General features: G+C 41.1%; 18 protein-coding genes. 11 read left to right on the top strand and 7 right to left on the bottom strand.

The genetic code is table 11. The annotated features are described in order from the left end of the window. Positions 1 to 6 precede the first annotated feature (6 nt). The 6 genes from PHU20_RS15110 to PHU20_RS15085 all read left to right on the top strand — a co-directional run bounded on the left by PHU20_RS15110 (position 7) and on the right by PHU20_RS15085 (position 3,491). Positions 7 to 855: a helix-turn-helix domain-containing protein gene (locus PHU20_RS15110; RefSeq protein ID WP_274826225.1), complete on the top strand. Its 849-nt coding sequence runs from the start codon at positions 7 to 9 to the stop codon at positions 853 to 855. 91 nt (positions 856 to 946) lie between these two features. After that, positions 947 to 1,102 (top strand): hypothetical protein, encoded by a 156-nt coding sequence (locus tag PHU20_RS15105; RefSeq protein ID WP_274826224.1) that lies wholly within the window; start codon positions 947 to 949, stop codon positions 1,100 to 1,102. Between the two features lie 51 nt (positions 1,103 to 1,153). Continuing rightward, positions 1,154 to 1,702: a carboxymuconolactone decarboxylase family protein gene (locus tag PHU20_RS15100; protein ID WP_274826223.1), complete on the top strand. Its 549-nt coding sequence runs from the start codon at positions 1,154 to 1,156 to the stop codon at positions 1,700 to 1,702. A gap of 26 nt (positions 1,703 to 1,728) precedes the next feature. After that, positions 1,729 to 2,118, top strand: a complete 390-nt coding sequence (locus PHU20_RS15095; RefSeq protein ID WP_274826222.1) for a hypothetical protein — start codon at positions 1,729 to 1,731, stop codon at positions 2,116 to 2,118. A gap of 291 nt (positions 2,119 to 2,409) precedes the next feature. Then, positions 2,410 to 2,886 (top strand): Hsp20/alpha crystallin family protein, encoded by a 477-nt coding sequence (locus tag PHU20_RS15090; protein WP_274826221.1) that lies wholly within the window; start codon positions 2,410 to 2,412, stop codon positions 2,884 to 2,886. A gap of 110 nt (positions 2,887 to 2,996) precedes the next feature. Further along, complete coding sequence (locus PHU20_RS15085; protein ID WP_274826220.1) at positions 2,997 to 3,491, top strand: hypothetical protein; 495 nt, start codon at positions 2,997 to 2,999, stop codon at positions 3,489 to 3,491. Positions 3,492 to 3,537: 46 nt separating this feature from the next. Here the strand turns inward: PHU20_RS15085 and dinB are convergent, their stop codons facing one another. After that, positions 3,538 to 4,638 (bottom strand): DNA polymerase IV, encoded by a 1,101-nt coding sequence (gene dinB, locus PHU20_RS15080; RefSeq protein WP_274826219.1) that lies wholly within the window; start codon positions 4,636 to 4,638, stop codon positions 3,538 to 3,540. Positions 4,639 to 4,677: 39 nt separating this feature from the next. Here dinB and PHU20_RS15075 point away from each other — a divergent pair, with 39 nt between their 5' ends. The 5 genes from PHU20_RS15075 (at position 4,678) to PHU20_RS15055 (ending at position 8,723) form a co-directional block, all read left to right on the top strand. Beyond that, positions 4,678 to 5,337, top strand: a complete 660-nt coding sequence (locus tag PHU20_RS15075) for an NAD(P)H-binding protein (protein ID WP_274826218.1) — start codon at positions 4,678 to 4,680, stop codon at positions 5,335 to 5,337. A 375-nt stretch (positions 5,338 to 5,712) separates the two neighbouring features. Further along, positions 5,713 to 6,024, top strand: a complete 312-nt coding sequence (locus PHU20_RS15070) for a hypothetical protein (protein ID WP_274826217.1) — start codon at positions 5,713 to 5,715, stop codon at positions 6,022 to 6,024. 33 nt (positions 6,025 to 6,057) lie between these two features. Then, positions 6,058 to 6,987, top strand: a complete 930-nt coding sequence (locus PHU20_RS15065) for an ROK family protein (RefSeq protein WP_274826216.1) — start codon at positions 6,058 to 6,060, stop codon at positions 6,985 to 6,987. Positions 6,988 to 6,997: 10 nt separating this feature from the next. Beyond that, positions 6,998 to 8,152 (top strand): MFS transporter, encoded by a 1,155-nt coding sequence (locus PHU20_RS15060; protein WP_274826215.1) that lies wholly within the window; start codon positions 6,998 to 7,000, stop codon positions 8,150 to 8,152. A gap of 100 nt (positions 8,153 to 8,252) precedes the next feature. Beyond that, positions 8,253 to 8,723: a CYTH domain-containing protein gene (locus PHU20_RS15055; protein ID WP_274826214.1), complete on the top strand. Its 471-nt coding sequence runs from the start codon at positions 8,253 to 8,255 to the stop codon at positions 8,721 to 8,723. Positions 8,724 to 8,853: 130 nt separating this feature from the next. Here the strand turns inward: PHU20_RS15055 and PHU20_RS15050 are convergent, their stop codons facing one another. From PHU20_RS15050 to pheS, 6 genes are all read right to left on the bottom strand, one after another. Next, positions 8,854 to 10,257, bottom strand: coding sequence for a TolC family protein (locus tag PHU20_RS15050; protein WP_274826213.1), 1,404 nt, complete (start codon positions 10,255 to 10,257; stop codon positions 8,854 to 8,856). Positions 10,258 to 10,273: 16 nt separating this feature from the next. Continuing rightward, positions 10,274 to 13,411, bottom strand: coding sequence for an efflux RND transporter permease subunit (locus PHU20_RS15045; RefSeq protein WP_274826212.1), 3,138 nt, complete (start codon positions 13,409 to 13,411; stop codon positions 10,274 to 10,276). A 33-nt stretch (positions 13,412 to 13,444) separates the two neighbouring features. Continuing rightward, positions 13,445 to 14,527, bottom strand: a complete 1,083-nt coding sequence (locus tag PHU20_RS15040; protein WP_274826211.1) for an efflux RND transporter periplasmic adaptor subunit — start codon at positions 14,525 to 14,527, stop codon at positions 13,445 to 13,447. A gap of 82 nt (positions 14,528 to 14,609) precedes the next feature. Beyond that, complete coding sequence (locus PHU20_RS15035; protein ID WP_274826210.1) at positions 14,610 to 15,092, bottom strand: GbsR/MarR family transcriptional regulator; 483 nt, start codon at positions 15,090 to 15,092, stop codon at positions 14,610 to 14,612. A gap of 179 nt (positions 15,093 to 15,271) precedes the next feature. Further along, positions 15,272 to 15,667: a hypothetical protein gene (locus tag PHU20_RS15030; RefSeq protein WP_274826209.1), complete on the bottom strand. Its 396-nt coding sequence runs from the start codon at positions 15,665 to 15,667 to the stop codon at positions 15,272 to 15,274. Positions 15,668 to 15,675: 8 nt separating this feature from the next. After that, positions 15,676 to 16,695 (bottom strand): phenylalanine--tRNA ligase subunit alpha, encoded by a 1,020-nt coding sequence (gene pheS, locus PHU20_RS15025; protein WP_274826208.1) that lies wholly within the window; start codon positions 16,693 to 16,695, stop codon positions 15,676 to 15,678. Between the last annotated feature and the right edge of the window lie 88 nt (positions 16,696 to 16,783).

Here is a 16,783-nt window from a genome sequence, read left to right as displayed (position 1 = left end):
CAACGAATGAAATTTGAATTTTACGACGGTAAATTAGGGTCTATTTTTGGGTTATCCGATGATATTAAGAAAGATGGACGAAGTTTTTCCATTACCTCCGGGACCATTAATTTCCTATGGAATAGGAATTCCGAAAATATAGAAATCCTGATTGATGGTTTCCCCGTTGTTTTAGGGCCTAACCAATTAACTACAACGACCTATCTACAACATATTTCCTTTGAGAACACAACATTGCCATTAACTGCTTTTTTATTCAATAGGGAGTTTTATTGTATAGCCGATCACGACGCTGAGGTTTCTTGTAACGGTATATTGTTTTTTGGGACACAGGACTTACCGATTATAACCATACCTAAAGATCAGGAGCGTAAGTTCAATACACTCTATGAAATTTTCCAAGACGAGTTTTCCACCTCGGATAAAATCCAGGGGGATATGCTTCAAATGCTATTGAAAAGATTGATCATAATGGCTACAAGATTGGCCAAAGAACAGTTGATCATTAAAAAACTGGATAATGACCAAATAGACGTAATACGCAAGTTCAATGTATTGGTCGATGAGCATTACCGATCAAAAAGAAAAGTAAGTGAATATGCCGAATTACTTTTTAAGAGTCCAAAAACCCTATCCAACCTTTTTTCCATTTATAACCAAAAATCGCCCCAGCAAATTATTTTGGACCGTGTCGCTTTGGAGGCAAAGCGATTAATCAATTATACGGATAAGCAAAATCAGGAAATAGCCTATGAGTTGGGTTTTAATGATCCCGCACATTTTAGCCGTTTTTTTAAGAAGGTAACCTCTTTATCCCCTACCGAATACCGAGAAACCCACAATATACTTCACTAAGGGAAATTTTTACAAGCAGTCGGGAAATACGTAATAACAAAAAGGTGTTTCTCTACCCCATCTTTGCACTGTAATAATAAAACAAAGCAAGATGAAAGTAAATACCACATCAATTTTCAACCTTATCGAGATCTTTGGTAAGACCAAGAGGTCGAAACCCCAATCGCTTAATCTGGAAAATCATTGTGAACAAAAACTCCACCACGATTTCTATTGTGATGCGGAAGAACCTTTTGTATCCATTTAAAACCTACAACAAACCGGGAATCCATGATTCCCATTAAACAAAAAAACAGACATGAGTAATTTTAATGTACCTAAAAGAGAAGAAGTAAGTGCGGCCAACCAAGCAATTTTCGATAATCTGGAGAAAGCAGTTGGTTTTGTTCCTAATTTGTATGCGACCTATGCGTATTCTGAAAATGCACTCGGTAATTATTTGGCATTGTCCAATGTTAAAACATCCTTAAGCGCTAAAGAGAAGGAAGTGGTGAATTTGGCCGTGAGCCAGGTCAATAACTGTGCTTATTGTTTAGCGGCCCATACCGCAATAGGAAAAATGAACGGCTTTAACGACGATCAAATTTTGGAATTACGTTCAGGAAAGTCCAGTTTCGATACAAAATTAAACGCTTTGGCAGCCTTGGCCAAAAACATTACGGAGCATCGTGGTGCTACCGATCAAGGGGTTATTGAGGAATTCTTCAATGCCGGATGGAGCAAAGAAAATTTGGTAGACACCATCGTTTTGGTCGGGGACAAAACAATTTCGAACTATTTACATAAAACTACGGATGTACCCATCGACTTTCCTGTTGCACCGGTTTTGGAAGCAGTAGTGGAATAAGATATTCAAACATAAAATTTTAAGTCATGAAAAAAGTAATTATAGTATTGGTATGGGTAGTTGGGGCAGTGTTTTCGGCAAACGCCCAAGATAAAATGCAAGGGAAGACACCTAAGACAATCAGCTTAGAGCAAACCCCAGGGGAATTCACCCAAAAAAAGATTGCCGTTTCCGAGGGAACATACTTTTTTGAAATTGTAAATAAAGGTGTGGGCCATGATGTTGGTTTTGTATTGGTCGAAAAGGGTAAAGACATTAGCAAGCCTGAAAACCATATTCAAACGGCATACGTTACAGAAGCGGTGGCGACTGGGATGACCCAAAGGTCTCATCCTACTGAATTGACCAAAGGGGAGTATGTCTATTTCTGCCCTTTGAACCCAACGGCAACCGACAATACCCTAGTAGTACAGTAGTTGCCCACTAAACATTTAAAGCCTCGATTTTATCGGGGCTTTTTTGTACCTCCTAATCGGTCATACAAATTGGCATATCATATACGGATTTATATGGGGTAAGGTTGAAAAAGTGACACTTTCGAATGTCATAATGACATTTTTTTTAAAATTTATTTAATAATTGGGGATTGACTTTCTTAAATAGTTTTAAAACTTTTTTCATTACGGCCTTCCTTTCGATTTCGGCACTTTATTTGCTGCTATTCGGTTGATATTTAAATGATTGTCTAACTTAAAATTTTTGTCGTTATGAGTAATTTGGTAACAACAGGAAACGGAAGTTTGGCAGAAAAAACAAAAACCAATGGCCTGACTTTCCCAACTTGGTCCGCTTGGATCGATGAAATGTTCAACCGGGATTTACCTTCCATCTTCACTCCAAATTTCAACACCGGTATAACGCTTCCGAAAGTCAATATTCGGGAAACCAAGGACGCTTATTTTGTGGACATGGCCGTACCGGGAATGAAAAAATCCGATTTCCGGATTGATTTGGACAATAACGTGCTGTCCATTTCGAATGAGGTACAGTCGAATAAGGAAGAGGAAGAAAACTACACCCGTAGGGAATTCGGATATGATGCTTTTAAACGTTCGTTTTCATTACCGGAAACCATTCAGGAAGAAAAAATCAAAGCTTCCTATTTGGAGGGTATCCTAAGTATACATCTTCCCAAAAAAGAAGAGGCGATACGACAGGCACCCCGTAAAATCAACATTACATAAGATCAAACGGGAGGTCGCATTCGTCGACCTCCCTGTTTATACATCGATTGTATACCTAGGGATCATGACCATCCCTTTTATAAAATAGTATCAACTAAAAATAGAGTATCATGAAGAAGTATGTTGCATTGGCTATTTCGGCACTTTTGACATTAAGTTGCAATAGCCAAGAAAAGAAAGCTAAGGAGGATGCCCAAGAAGGAACTAAGGCCCATAGTACCGAAGCGCCCAAAGGCAGTTGGAAAGTGAATAGGGAGTTTGATGAGGACGGTAACTTGATCCGCTACGATTCCATTTATTCATGGTCATCGGGCACAGATCTTAATGAGCTTGCCGCTATGGACAGGGATAGCATATTGAAATCAATGCGTTCAAGATTTTATCGCAACTTCTCAGGCTTTGACCATGAAGGATTTTCCGATATATTCGGTGAGGATTCACTGTTCACCAAACAGTTTTTCAATGATGATTTTTTCGATAGTGATTTCGGCCATGATTTTATGGATATTGACCAAATACGTAAGCGAATGGAAGGTATGCAACGGAAATTCTTGGAGCGTTATGGGGCCGATTTCAATAATCAAGAAAGAAAGGATGAGGAATAGGATTTGAAAAAAACATCCCCCGTTTTTTCCTTTCTGGTGAATGCTTTTAAAAATCGAACTGCAATTGTAGTGAAACCGAGTCTTTTTCAGCTTCGGTTTTCTTTTTGTCCGTATTCAGATTATGAAGCGAAATGCCCAAAAGACGTACCGAATTTTCCATTTTCTCTTGATAGAGCAGTTCTTTGGCCGTCTCCAATAGCAACGATTTGTCGGTTACGAAATAGGGCAATGTTTTACTTCGGGTCTGAAGGGTGAAGTCGCTATACTTGATCTTTAAGGTGATGGTCTTCCCGGCTATTTTGGATTTTTTCAATCGTTTTTCGAGTTCGGTCGCGATATGTTCCAAGCGCTCTAACATAAAGATCTCGCTGCTCAGGTTTTCGTTGAAAGTACGCTCAGCCCCAACAGACTTGGGGATGCGATGGGGTTTAACGGGGCTAAGGTGTATTCCCCTGACCACGTTGAAATAATGATTACCGCTTTTGCCGAAATGTTCTTCGAGAAATTCAAGGGATTTGCTTTTTAAGTCCTTCCCGGTGAAAATTCCCAAGCGGTACATCTTTTCGGTGGTTACCTTACCGACACCATGGAATTTCCGAATTTCCAAATCCTCCAGAAATTGCAGTACCTCTTCAGGGTTTACGGTTTTTTGTCCATTGGGTTTGTTGAAATCACTGGCGATTTTGGCGATGAATTTATTAATGGATATTCCGGCCGAGGCCCTTAGACCTATTTCGTCATATATTCGTTGTCTTATCTCCTGGGCGATCAAGGTAGCGGACGGATTCCCCTTTTTGTTGATGGTCACATCCAAATAGGCCTCATCCAAGGAAAGGGGCTCTACCAAATCGGTATAATCAAAAAAGATCGTACGAATGCGCTGCGATAGTTCCTTATAACGTGTAAAACGGGGTTTAACGAAAGTCAGGTGCGGACAGTTCTTTTTGGCCAAATAACCGCTCATGGCGCTGCGTACACCATATTTTCGGGCCTCGTAATTTGCTGCGGATACGACACCCCTTACCTCATTGCCGCCAACGGCAAGGGGTTTCCCGATTAATTCCGGATAATCAAGCTCTTCTACAGACGCATAAAAGGCATCCATATCGACATGTATGATTTTTCGCAATGGGAAATCCGTATCCATGTTGTAAATTTATAACAACTTTTAACGAAAACGGCATAAGTGAAGACGGCTATAATACTTGGGGCAACGGGATTGACAGGGGGTAAATTATTGGAACACCTGTTGAACGATCCGAATTACGGACGCATTAAACTATTCTCAAGGAGTTCCGTAGGCATTTCCGATCCTAAAATTGAGGAATATCTTGGCGATATGTTCAGTTTGGATGACTTTAAAGAACATTTTACCGGCGATGAGGTCTTCTGTTGTATTGGAACTACAAAGTCAAAGACCCCCAATAAGGAGTTTTATAAAAAGATCGATTTTGGCATTCCCAAAAATGCGGCCATGTTGGCAAAAGAAAATGGGATAAATACCTTTATCGTAATTTCTGCATTGGGAGCCAATGCCAAAAGCCCCCTTTTTTATAATCGGATAAAAGGCGAGATGGAAGAGGCCGTTTTAAAGGCGAAGATTCCGAGAACCTATATTCTACAACCCTCTTTGATCGGAGGTAAACGGGAAGAAAAAAGAATCGGGGAATGGATCTTTAAACAATTGATGCGGGCCGCCAATTTCGTTTTGGCCGGACCTTTGAAAAAGTTTAAGTCAGTTCGTCCCGAAACCATTGTAAAGGCCATGGTGTGGTTGGCTAAGAACGATTACGACGGCCCTAGGATTCCTTCCAATGTTATCCGGGATCTCGGACGTCAATACTAAATTCCAAGGTAATTATCTTATTGGGCGTTGCTAGCTGTATCTACATGCAGATTACTGTAATCAGGGACTTGGCTGGTCATTCCTTAAAGCTGGATTATGGTAACCAAAGTTTTTTTCCTGAACATCGTTTGGGAGAGGAAGAATCGACCTAATCATAAATAATGGTGTCGTATAAATGGCTTGTCGGCTTTTTATACCTACAACTGCTAGGCTTGTATAAAACAATGGCTTATATAAATGGTACACTGTTGACAACAAGCTAAAAGGGACAGTCACTTTTCGGGATTCTACCGATGTATTTTGCACAGCAATGATTAACTTTGAAGTTTGGGCAAATTCCAATATTGAATATATGATGTTGATTAACGAAGGGATATGGAAAAAGTTTGTATTGACTTGAAATTAGACCGAAAAAGCCCTGTACTTCTTTATACAGGGATTGAAAAAATCACGAGGTCTATGGTCGTTCAAGAAGAACACCAAAGCCGTAGGTTTTTTTCTCTTATGGCTGGCATAGGAGGAGAAGGGAATACTAACCCCCCGCTTTACGAATTGTTAGGTGCCGAACAGGAAACCATCGTTGCGTTCCCCATAGCCCAACGGGGTTGTAATCTAGAAGACAGACCCGTTGCATTCCATATTACTTATGATTTCACCTATGATATTGAATTGAAAAGAATATCCTGAATAAAAGAGAATCCTAAATAAAATTAATATAATATGACTGATCAAATAGCAATAGGGGTAGATATTGGCGGAAGCCATATTACCAGTGCGGCTGTGAATTTAAAAACTTTTGAAATACTTGGGAATACCACGTTTTCTGCAAGAATTGACAATAAGGCATCCAAGGAGCTTATTTTCAAGGACTGGAGTAAAGCTATAAACAAAACCATTGAGAGTGCTTCAATGCAGACCAAAGCAGAAATCGGATTTGCGATTCCCGGTCCATTCAATTACAAGACAGGAGTTGCCCTTTTTGAAGGGGAAAACGATAAATATGAAAATCTGCGTAATGTTTCGGTGACCAAAGAATTCCCTAAGTACCTCAATAGTGAAAATGTTAGCCTCAGGTATTTAAATGATGCAACGGCATTTGGTGTTGGGGTATCTACCCAGGGAAAGGCCAAAACATGTAAAAAGGTTATTGTCGTAACCTTGGGCACCGGTTTTGGTTCTGCCTTTATCAGCAATGGTGTGCCCCAAGTAAATTCCGATGACGTGCCCCAAGATGGATGTTTATGGGACAAACCCTATAAGTCGGGAATAAGTGACGATTATTTCTCTACCCGATGGTGTATCGAAAGGTATTTTGAACTTACTTCACAACGTGTTAAGGGAGTAAAGGAAATCGCCGAAGCGAATACGGAGGACTCTAGGAAGGTTTTTGATGAATTCGGAAGCAATATGGCAGAATTCATGATTCCTTTTATCAAGGATTTCAAAGCGGAAATCCTGGTCATGGGCGGGAACGTATCAAAAGCAAGTGACCTATTTTTACCGGTATTGAAAAAAGAATTGGAAAAAGCCGGGGCACCCTTGGAATTTGAGGTGTCCACATTGCTGGAAGATGCGGCGATAATCGGAAGTGCCAAACTTTTCGTAAACGACTTTTGGAACGTAGTAAAAAATGAACTCCCTGAAATTTAAAAAATAATATATGGCAACCAATAAAATACAACTAAACAAATTTTTTCCAGTATTCCTAACCTTCATTATTATGGGGTTTGTAGATATCGTGGGTGTTTCAACCGGTTATGTGCAGAAAGATTTCGGTCTTTCAGATTCCATGGCACAGTTTATCCCATCCATGGTGTTCATATGGTTTTTCGTTTTCTCCATTCCCGTAGGTGTACTCCAAGATAAAATAGGGAAAAAGAAAATGATGAACCTGGGTATTATCATCACTATTTTAGGACTGTTAATCCCGTTCATTTATTACTCATTTGCGGTTATTTTGATCGCCTTTGTCTTTATGGGAATCGGTAATACCATAGTGCAGGTCGCAGCAAGTCCATTGTTACAGGAAGTGACCCCAAAGGAGAAACTCTCAAGTTTTTTAAGCCTTTCCCAGTTCATGAAGGCCATTACTTCCTTAACAGGACCGATCATTGCCACCTATATGGCCATAACCTATGACAAGTGGATCCTTGTTTTCGCGGTTTATGCCATAATATCATTGGTCAATGTGCTATGGCTTTCCGCTACCAAGATCGACGAAAGTATAAAATCGGAAACCCCGGCCACTTTTGCATCGTGTATGAAGTTGCTTACCAATAAGTTTGTGCTTGCCATGGTAATCGCTATTTTTCTTATTGTCGGGGCCGATGTCGGGATGAATTCCAACATTCAAGGATTCCTTATGAAGCTTCACGGACTCACGCTCGAAAATGCCTCTTACGGTATAAGTGTTTATTTTACGGCCCTTATGATCAGTAGGTTTGTTGGGGCCATTTTACTGCAATTCCTAAAACCGGTGTTCTTCTTGGTGACCACTACGGTTTTGGCCCTTGTGGGTACCTTGATGATTATGCTCTCCGCTACCGAAATGATGGCCTATATCGGTATATTCATTGTAGGCCTTGGGGCAGGTAATCTATTTCCATTGATCTTCTCGATTGCCATAAATAAAATGCCTTCAAGATCCAATGAAATTTCCGGGTTGTTGATCATGGCGATCGTAGGTGGAGCCGTCATTCCCCCGATCATGGGCTTTGTTAGTTCCAGTTTTGGGATTATGGGAAGTCTTATTGTGCTCGTGGCGTGCTTTGCATATATGTTGATCATACCCTTTACGGCAAAGAGTAAAGTTTAAATTATCGCCTAATTGTACCAGCGTATTGAAAAATCCCCAAGTGATTCTTGGGGATTTTTTTGGTTTCATTTACTTACTTTTAGTTTAATACAAATGCATTATGGTAGAAATAGAACGGAAATTTTTAATGAAAGGCAGTGGTTATAGGACAGAAGCCACCTCCAGAACAAGAATAGTCCAAGGTTTTTTGAACACAGACCCGGAAAGAACCGTTCGAGTCCGGATAAAGGGTCAAGAGGCATTTTTGACCGTAAAGGGCATTTCCAATGATAGCGGTACCATGCGTTTCGAATGGGAAACCGGTATCGGTGTCGAAGAAGCGGAGGCCTTACTTCAATTATGCGAACCAACGATAATCGAAAAAATAAGGTATGTGATCCCGAATGGAAATCATTTGTTTGAAGTGGATGAATTTCTTGGGGAGAACCAAGGTCTGGTCATAGCCGAAATCGAATTGGAAAACGAAAATGATCCTTTTGAGCGTCCCGAGTGGCTTGGGAAGGAAGTCACCGGTGCCCTTAAGTATTATAACTCCATGTTGAGTAAAAATCCCTTCAGTGCCTGGAAGTAGTTGTCCTAGGAAAAAAAGCAACCCTCTACCAAGGATATATTCGATCCATGATAAAGGGTTTAATCTTCTTTTTCAAGTATTTTAATCCAGGATCAAGGTGCGGTATTACACCGTTTGCCCTGTAGTGGTATCAATGCCATCCGCCGCCTAATGATCGGTACAATTCCACGGTTGCTGACAGTTGGGAGAGTTTGTTGTCAATCAAGTTCAATTCGGCATTCAGGGCATTCTCCCTTGCGGTCAACAGATCTAAATAGGTAAGGTAACCGCTGTTCAACAATTCTTGGGAGTTTTCTTCCGCCCTGCGCAGGGCAATGACCTGGTTGGTAATGAATGTTTCCTTTTCTACGGCTATTTGGAAATCGTAGAAAGCTTCTGAAACTTCCCTACCTGCGGTCAATAGTGCTTTTTTAAATTGCAGCAAGGCTTGTTCTTGGTTTGCCTTTGACACCTCATAGGCAGTTCTAATCTTTCTTCCATTCAATAAGGGTTGTGTAAGCCCACCGACCAAATTGGCGAAAATTGAACCGGAATCGATCCAATTGTCCAATTCCAAACTGTTGTACCCGGCATTTGCACTAAGGGTTATCGACGGATAAAAATTACTTTTGGCAACATTGGCAAGTTCAAATGCGTTGATCAAGGCATATTCAGCCTGTAGGATGTCGGGTCTGTTTCTCAACAATAAGGAAGGAACCCCCAATTGCATTTCACTCGCCAAGCGCTGCTCTTCCAATGTACTTCGAGAATGGGTCTGTGGTTCTTCCCCTAATAGGAGACTTAAGGTGTTTTCAGTAATGAACAGGGCATTTTTGAGGTCCAATAATTGACTTTGGGCACTATACAGTTGTGCGGCGGTCTGATCAACACCTACTTGATTGGCCTGTCCGGCCACTTTAAGTTCCTTGATGGTCTCCAAGCTTTTGGAACGGTTGATTATGGTTTTTTCGGTAACCTCGATCTGTTCGTCCAAGGCCAAAAGTTGGTAGTAGGTCGCCGCGATTTGTGCGACCAAATCGGTTTTAACGGCTTTATGGGCCTCTACGGTTTGTAAGTAGTCGGCATCATTGGCCCTTTTACCACTTCTTATTTTTCCCCATATATCCGCTTCCCATGATAAGGTACCGGTAAGATCATAAACGCTATAGGGGTTGGTAAACAAACTTCCGTATAGGCCGTTGGCACTATTTTGGGCAGTCCGGGTTCCCGTTGCCGATAGGTTCAGTGTAGGCAGGTAATTTGCCTTCCCTTGTTTCACATACGCAGCTGCGGAATTTATGTTCTGCAACGCGATCCTGATGTCCAGATTGTTCTCCAAGCCTTTTTCAATATACCCTTTTAGATACTCATCGGTAAAAAGATCTTTATAGGAAACGGAAGCAAATGAAATGCTGTCCTGGGGCAGTTGATCGGTACGGAATAGCGCCTCGGTTTCGATTGCTGGCCTTTCGTAGGTCTTTGCCACAAAACACGATTGAAGCAAAAGCGGAAGAAAAGCGACTACTATAAGTTTATTCGTAACTATTTTTTTCATCGTTATTGTTCTTGGTTTATTTTGAAATTTCTTCACCGGGAGTACCTGTTATCCTTTCTTGGAGTGACTGGAATATCACATACAAGGCAGGTATGATCAATACCCCGAAAAGGGTCCCTATCAACATGCCGCCTACGGCACTCAAACCTATGGAACGGTTACCCACGGCACCGATACCGGTCGATAATGCCAAGGGCATTAAACCGAAGATAAAGGCGAACGAGGTCATTAAAATAGGTCGAAGCCTGGCTTTGGCACCATCAATGGCAGAGTCGATGATAGACATTCCGTGTTTTCTTCGTTGCAAGGCGAATTCAACAATTAGGATGGCGTTCTTGGAGAGCAGACCGATCAGCATGATCAAGGCAATCTGGAAATAGATGTTATTCTCCAATCCCGCAAAACTGATAAACGATATGGCACCGGCAATCCCTACGGGTAAGGATAATAATATGGATAAGGGTAGGATGTAGGACTCATATTGCGCACTCAATAAGAAGTACACAAAAACCAAACTCAAAATAAATATGAGTATTGTTTGGCTACCGGCACTATGTTCTTCCTTGGTAAGTCCCGAATATTCATAGGTGTAATTATTGGGCAATACCTGGGCAGCTACCTCTTCTATGGCCTTGATGGCGTCCCCAGTACTATATCCCGGATTTAAGGCACCATTGATTTTCACCGAACTGAGTAGATTGAACCTACTCACCACTTCCGGCCCGTAAATTTTCTTTAAGGAAACAAACTGTGATACCGGAACGGATTCCCCCATGTTGTTGGTAACGAACATATCGTTCAATGAATTTTCGTCTGCCCTATCTTCGGGTCTCGATTGGATCATGATTCGATATTGCTTACCGAATTTATTGAAATCCGTAGTATATAATCCCCCATAATATCCCTGCATGGCATTAAAGACATCGGTAACGGCCAATCCGGCTGATTTGGTCTTTTCCACATCTACCTGTAGTTCATATTGGGGAAAATTAGGGTTGAATTGCGTTATGGCATATTTAACCTCTGGCCGTGCGTTCAAGGCCCCTAAAAATTGATTCGTGGTATTACCTACGGTTTGCCAATCATCGGCATCCTTACTTTGAAGGTTCATTTCAAAACCGGCAGAATTACCGAAACCTTGTACGCTCGGGGGGGTAAAGAAGAAGATCTTGGCATCGTTTAAACCGGCTGTACGGGCAAACAGACTACCCACCACGGCATTGACGGATTGTGAAGCTTCTTTTCTATCTTCCCAATCTTTGAGACGTATTACGGAGAATGCATAAGACCCCCCGTTTACACTGTTCAACAAACTGAAACCGGTAATGTTCATCCTTGATTTTATGATATCCATGGAAGCATATATCGAATCCAGTTTTTTCACGGTTTTTTGGGTTTGTTCCAACGTAGTACCGGGAGGTAAACTTACATCGGCAAATATCAATCCCCTATCCTCATTGGGAATAAACCCTGTTGGGGTGGTTTTGAACAAGGCAATGGTAATTCCGGTAAAGATGACGAGTATTGATACGGTTACCCATTTTCTTTTGGCAATGAACTTTACCGATCCTACATATTTATTCGTAAGGGCATTGAAACCGGTATTGAAGGCATTGAAAAAACGATGTTTTAAACCTTTGTTATGAAATTCCGAGGCTTTATGCGGTTTTAAAAACAAGGCAGCCAAAGCCGGACTCAGGGTCAAGGCGTTTACTGCGGAAATTACAATGGCAATTGCCAAGGTAATACCGAATTGTTGATAGAACACCCCTGAAGATCCACTGATAAAGGAAACCGGGATAAATACCGCCGACATTACCAAGGTAATCGATATGATCGCTCCGGATATTTCAGACATGGCCGTTTTAGTGGCAGTCTTGGCATCGGTCGCCCCTTCTTCCATCTTGGCGTGTACGGCTTCTACCACAACTATGGCATCATCGACCACAATACCAATGGCCAATATCATGGCAAAAAGGGTCAACATATTGATGGAATACCCAAATAGGGAAAGAAAAAAGAAGGTACCGATAATCGCTACCGGGACCGCAATTGCGGGAATCAATGTTGACCTAAAATCTTGCAGGAATAGGAATACAACGATGAATACCAATAAAAACGCTTCAATCAAAGTTTGGATTACGTGCGAAATGGAGGCATCAAGGAAATCCTTGGTATTATACGGAATTACATAATCCAATCCCTTAGGGAAATCGGCTTTGCTTTCTTCCAATATGTCTTGGATTTGGGTAATGATGTCATTGGCATTGGAACCCGAGGTTTGGAATATACCTACCGCTGTTCCCGGTTTGCCCATACCTTCATTCTTGGTGCCATAATTAAAGGCGCCCAATTCGACTTCGGCAACATCTTTCAAGCGTAAGAACTGTCCATTATCTTGGGCTTTGATGATAATGTCCTCATATTCCGACACTTCCGATAATCGACCTTTATATTTTAACACATATTCAAATACCCCATCGGCATTTTCCCCGATTTTACCTGTCGCCGCTTCAAGGTTTTGTTCAACCAAGGCATTTTGGATATCGGAAGGCATAAGGTTATATGCGGCCATCTTATCGGGTTTCAACCAAATACGCATGGAGTAATCCTTCGAACCGAACACGGTTACGTTACCGACACCTTCAATACGTTGAAGTTTTGGCACTAAGTTTATACGCGCATAGTTTTCAACGAAAGTGGCATCATAATCCTCGTTGTCGGAAAACAGGGAGAAGAACATCAATGCACTGGTTTGGGACTTTTGTGTAACCACGCCGGTCTTAATAACAGCTTCAGGAAGGACACTGTTTGCCCTTGCCACCCTGTTTTGTACGTTGACCGCGGCTATATCAGGGTCTGTACCCAATTTAAAATAGACGTTGATGGTTGCAGCACCATCATTACTGGCATTCGATGTCATATAGGTCATGCCTTCAACACCGTTGATCTGTTCTTCCAAAGGAATTACGACACTGTTCAATACGGTTTCGGCATTGGCCCCTGTGTAGGTGGTGGTCACCTGTACCGTCGGGGGTGCAATTTCAGGATATTGTTCAATGGGCAGGGAGGTTAACCCTAAAATACCGAGTATGACAATAATAATCGATATCACCGTAGATAGTACGGGACGATCTATAAATCTTTGAAACATGTTATGATGTTTATAGGTTGTTGATCAACTATTTTATTTGATGGGATTGATGGTCATTCCATCCCTTAATTTTGAGACACCTTCGGTTACTATGGTCGTTCCCGGTTCCAGACCACCCTTAACGATAAATCCCTTTTGGGTGTTGGCAAGGATGTTTATGGGTTTCGTAGTGATGGTATTGTCCTCTTTTACAATAAATATCAATTTAGTACCCTGCAGGTCAATGGTTGCCGCCTGTGGAATTTCATAAGCGTCTTTATACAGATAAGGTATTTTTATTTTACCCGTACTACCGCTTGTCAATAGATGGTTTGGGTTCTTAAAATCCACACGGGCAGTGGCACTTCCGGTCGTACTGTTGATAATGGTGTTTATCATGGCAATTTTACCGGGCTCAGGATATTCTTCCCCATTGATCATGACCAATTTAACGTCATTGGCATTTTCAAAATTGAATCGGTTATTGCTGTTTGCAGGAATGGATTCCTTAAACTTCAACAATTCTTTTTCACTTAAGGAGAAGTATGCCCGTACCTCGCTGATATCGGAAACCGTAGTTAACGGATTGGGCATGGAAGAGCTTACCAAAGCCCCTGTTTTATAGGGTATTTCTCCAATAAAACCGTCTACCGGACTTGTGATTTTGGAGTAATTGATATCCGATAGTACGCGGTCGTAATTACTTTTGGCTTGATTGAGCTGTGCCTCGGCAGTTTGCAGCTGTACCGGACTTATAATATCCTTTTCAACCAAAGGGCGTAATTTATTTACCTCCACTTGGGCCACATTTACGGCAGCTTTGGCCGCATTCGCATCTTGGTTCAAGGTTTGTGTCTCCAGTTTGAACAATAATTGCCCTTTTTTTATTTTCTGTCCTTCTTCTACATATATGTCTTGTATAAAACCAGAAACTTTTGGCCAAATTTCCACATTCTGTTTGCCTTCAAGAGTGGTTGAGAATTCGTTGAAAACGGTGATATCTTTCTTATTCAACGCGGTAACCTTTAAACTGGGGGCCGGTATTGTGGAAGCTGCTTGCGTACTGGGTACTTTTCCGAAACAGGAGCTTAAAAGTGCCAATAGACTAAGTGAACCGATTGTTGCAATTTTTTTCATATTGAAATGGATGTGATATTTATACTGATGTTTTTGTTAATTCGGAAAGTTCGGTACAAAACGAACTTATTGGTTAAAAAAATTATTCCTTTAAAGCGTTGAGTTGATCTATGGTCTTTTGGAAAATATCTTTATTTTCCTTTAAACAGGTCAGATATATGTTTTTCATTTTTTGGGTCGATTTGAATTTTTCAGGATTGAATTTCTCGTTGTAGGCCGTTACTTTAGCCATTATTTTCTCTTCATTCTCCAGCTGTTTGAGTGCTCTGGTTAATTTTTTAACCATAAAGGAATCCTTTTCGGCTAACGTATAGTATCGTTTTCTATCCTTCGATTTCGTAAAATATTTAATAAAGCCCATCTGTAATAAAAGATTGAGCGAGGTTGATATTGAACTTTTACTTGCTCCTCGTCTTGTTAAACAATCGTCAAAAGTCAACCCGTCTTCTTCCGTCATAACCAACGAGGCAAAAATGCGGGCAGATAGAGGGGCTAAGGAATATTCATTTTCAAAATGAATACCTAAATCCTCTATAAGTTCCCTTCTATGTGTTTCCTTGTCCATGATGTCAAGATTTAAGGATGCAAATATACAGTTAGTTCGGAACTAACCAAACCAAACGAAATTAATTTTTTGTTAAAGCGAGGAAAAGCATAAAGTTCATCATTGGAACTGGGGAGTTACTTTATCCCATAATGGGAAAATCAGGAAGCGGGTATAAGGTATGGCTCCGAAAACGGAAACTATTGCCCCAATATTCCGGGTTTGTGGATTATGGGAATGTCCACCGAAAGACTTTCGTCAACGGTATTTTTCCCGAAAAGGAATTTTCTCTCAAATAATTTTCCGTCGGCAAAGAAGGTGACAAAAAATTCGTTGTTCAATTCAAGTACATCGTCCTGTACAAGTTCTATTTTGGCATATGATTTGGCAGCCATCATGGTAATCGAACGCCTCATGGTCGAGGTTTTACGATCTTGATCATATCCTTTGGATACCACTAGGACCATCTCTATCGGTGTAGCGCGATCATTAAGGATATAAGCATTCCATTTTTTGGCCATGAAGTCATCGTTCCATTCATGGATCAACGCTATAAACACGTCTTTTGCAACCGGTATTTCAATATCCTTTTTCAAAAGGTAATTTAAAGCGTGCTTTTGAACTGTTCCAAAAACCGGACATCATTTTCACTCAATAATCGGATATCGGAAATTTGATGTAGTAATAAAGCAATTCGGTCAATACCCATTCCAAAGGCAAAACCGGAGTATTCTTTAGAGTCGATTCCACAATTTTCAAGAACATTGGGATCTACCATTCCGCAACCCATGATCTCTAACCATCCGGTACCCTTGGTCATCTTATAATCGGTCTCGGTTTCAAGCCCCCAATAAACATCAACTTCGGCACTGGGTTCGGTAAATGGGAAGTAAGAGGGGCGTAATCGTATCTTCGATTTTCCAAAAAGCTCCGTAGTAAAGAATTGCAGGGTTTGCTTTAAGTCGGCAAAAGAAACGTCCTTATCAATATACAATCCTTCCACCTGATGGAAAAAGCAATGGGAGCGAGCGGAAATGGCCTCGTTACGGTATACACGGCCCGGTGATATGGTTCTAATGGGGGGTTTGTTGTTCTCCATATAACGTACTTGTACCGATGAGGTGTGGGTACGTAATAGGATATCGGGATCGGTTTGTATAAAAAAAGTGTCCTGCATATCCCTGGCAGGATGATATTCCGGCAGGTTCAGAGCCGTGAAATTGTGCCAGTCATCCTCTACCTCAGGGCCTTCGGAAACGTTGAAACCAATTCTCGAAAATATATCGATAATTTGGTTTTTAACGATGGAAATGGGGTGCCTGGCGCCTAAGGCCATGGCTTCTCCAGGGCGGGTCAAATCGCCATACTTACCAGCTTCATCGGTTTTGCTTTCCAAGGCCTCCTTAAGTAGGTTCACTTTTTCGGTGGCATTGAGCTTAAGGGTGTTGATGGTTTGCCCAAACTCCTTCTTCTGATCGTTGGGTACATTTTTAAACTCTGCGAAAAATTCATTCAACAATCCTTTTTTCCCTAAATACTTTATTCGAAAGGCTTCAATGGCTTCCTTGGTGTCAGCGGTGAATTTTTCAACTTCTGAAATATGTTCCTTTATTTTATCGATCATAATCTATAAGTAAGGGGCAAATTTAAAATATTATACGGTTTGGAGTATGCATTTCATCAATAAAAAAAACCGTGCCTTTACCCAAGGC

Source organism: Maribacter polysaccharolyticus, from assembly GCF_028882255.1.
Taxonomy (GTDB): Bacteria; Bacteroidota; Bacteroidia; order Flavobacteriales; family Flavobacteriaceae; genus Maribacter_A; species Maribacter_A polysaccharolyticus.
This window is presented reverse-complemented; position numbering and strand designations above follow the sequence as displayed.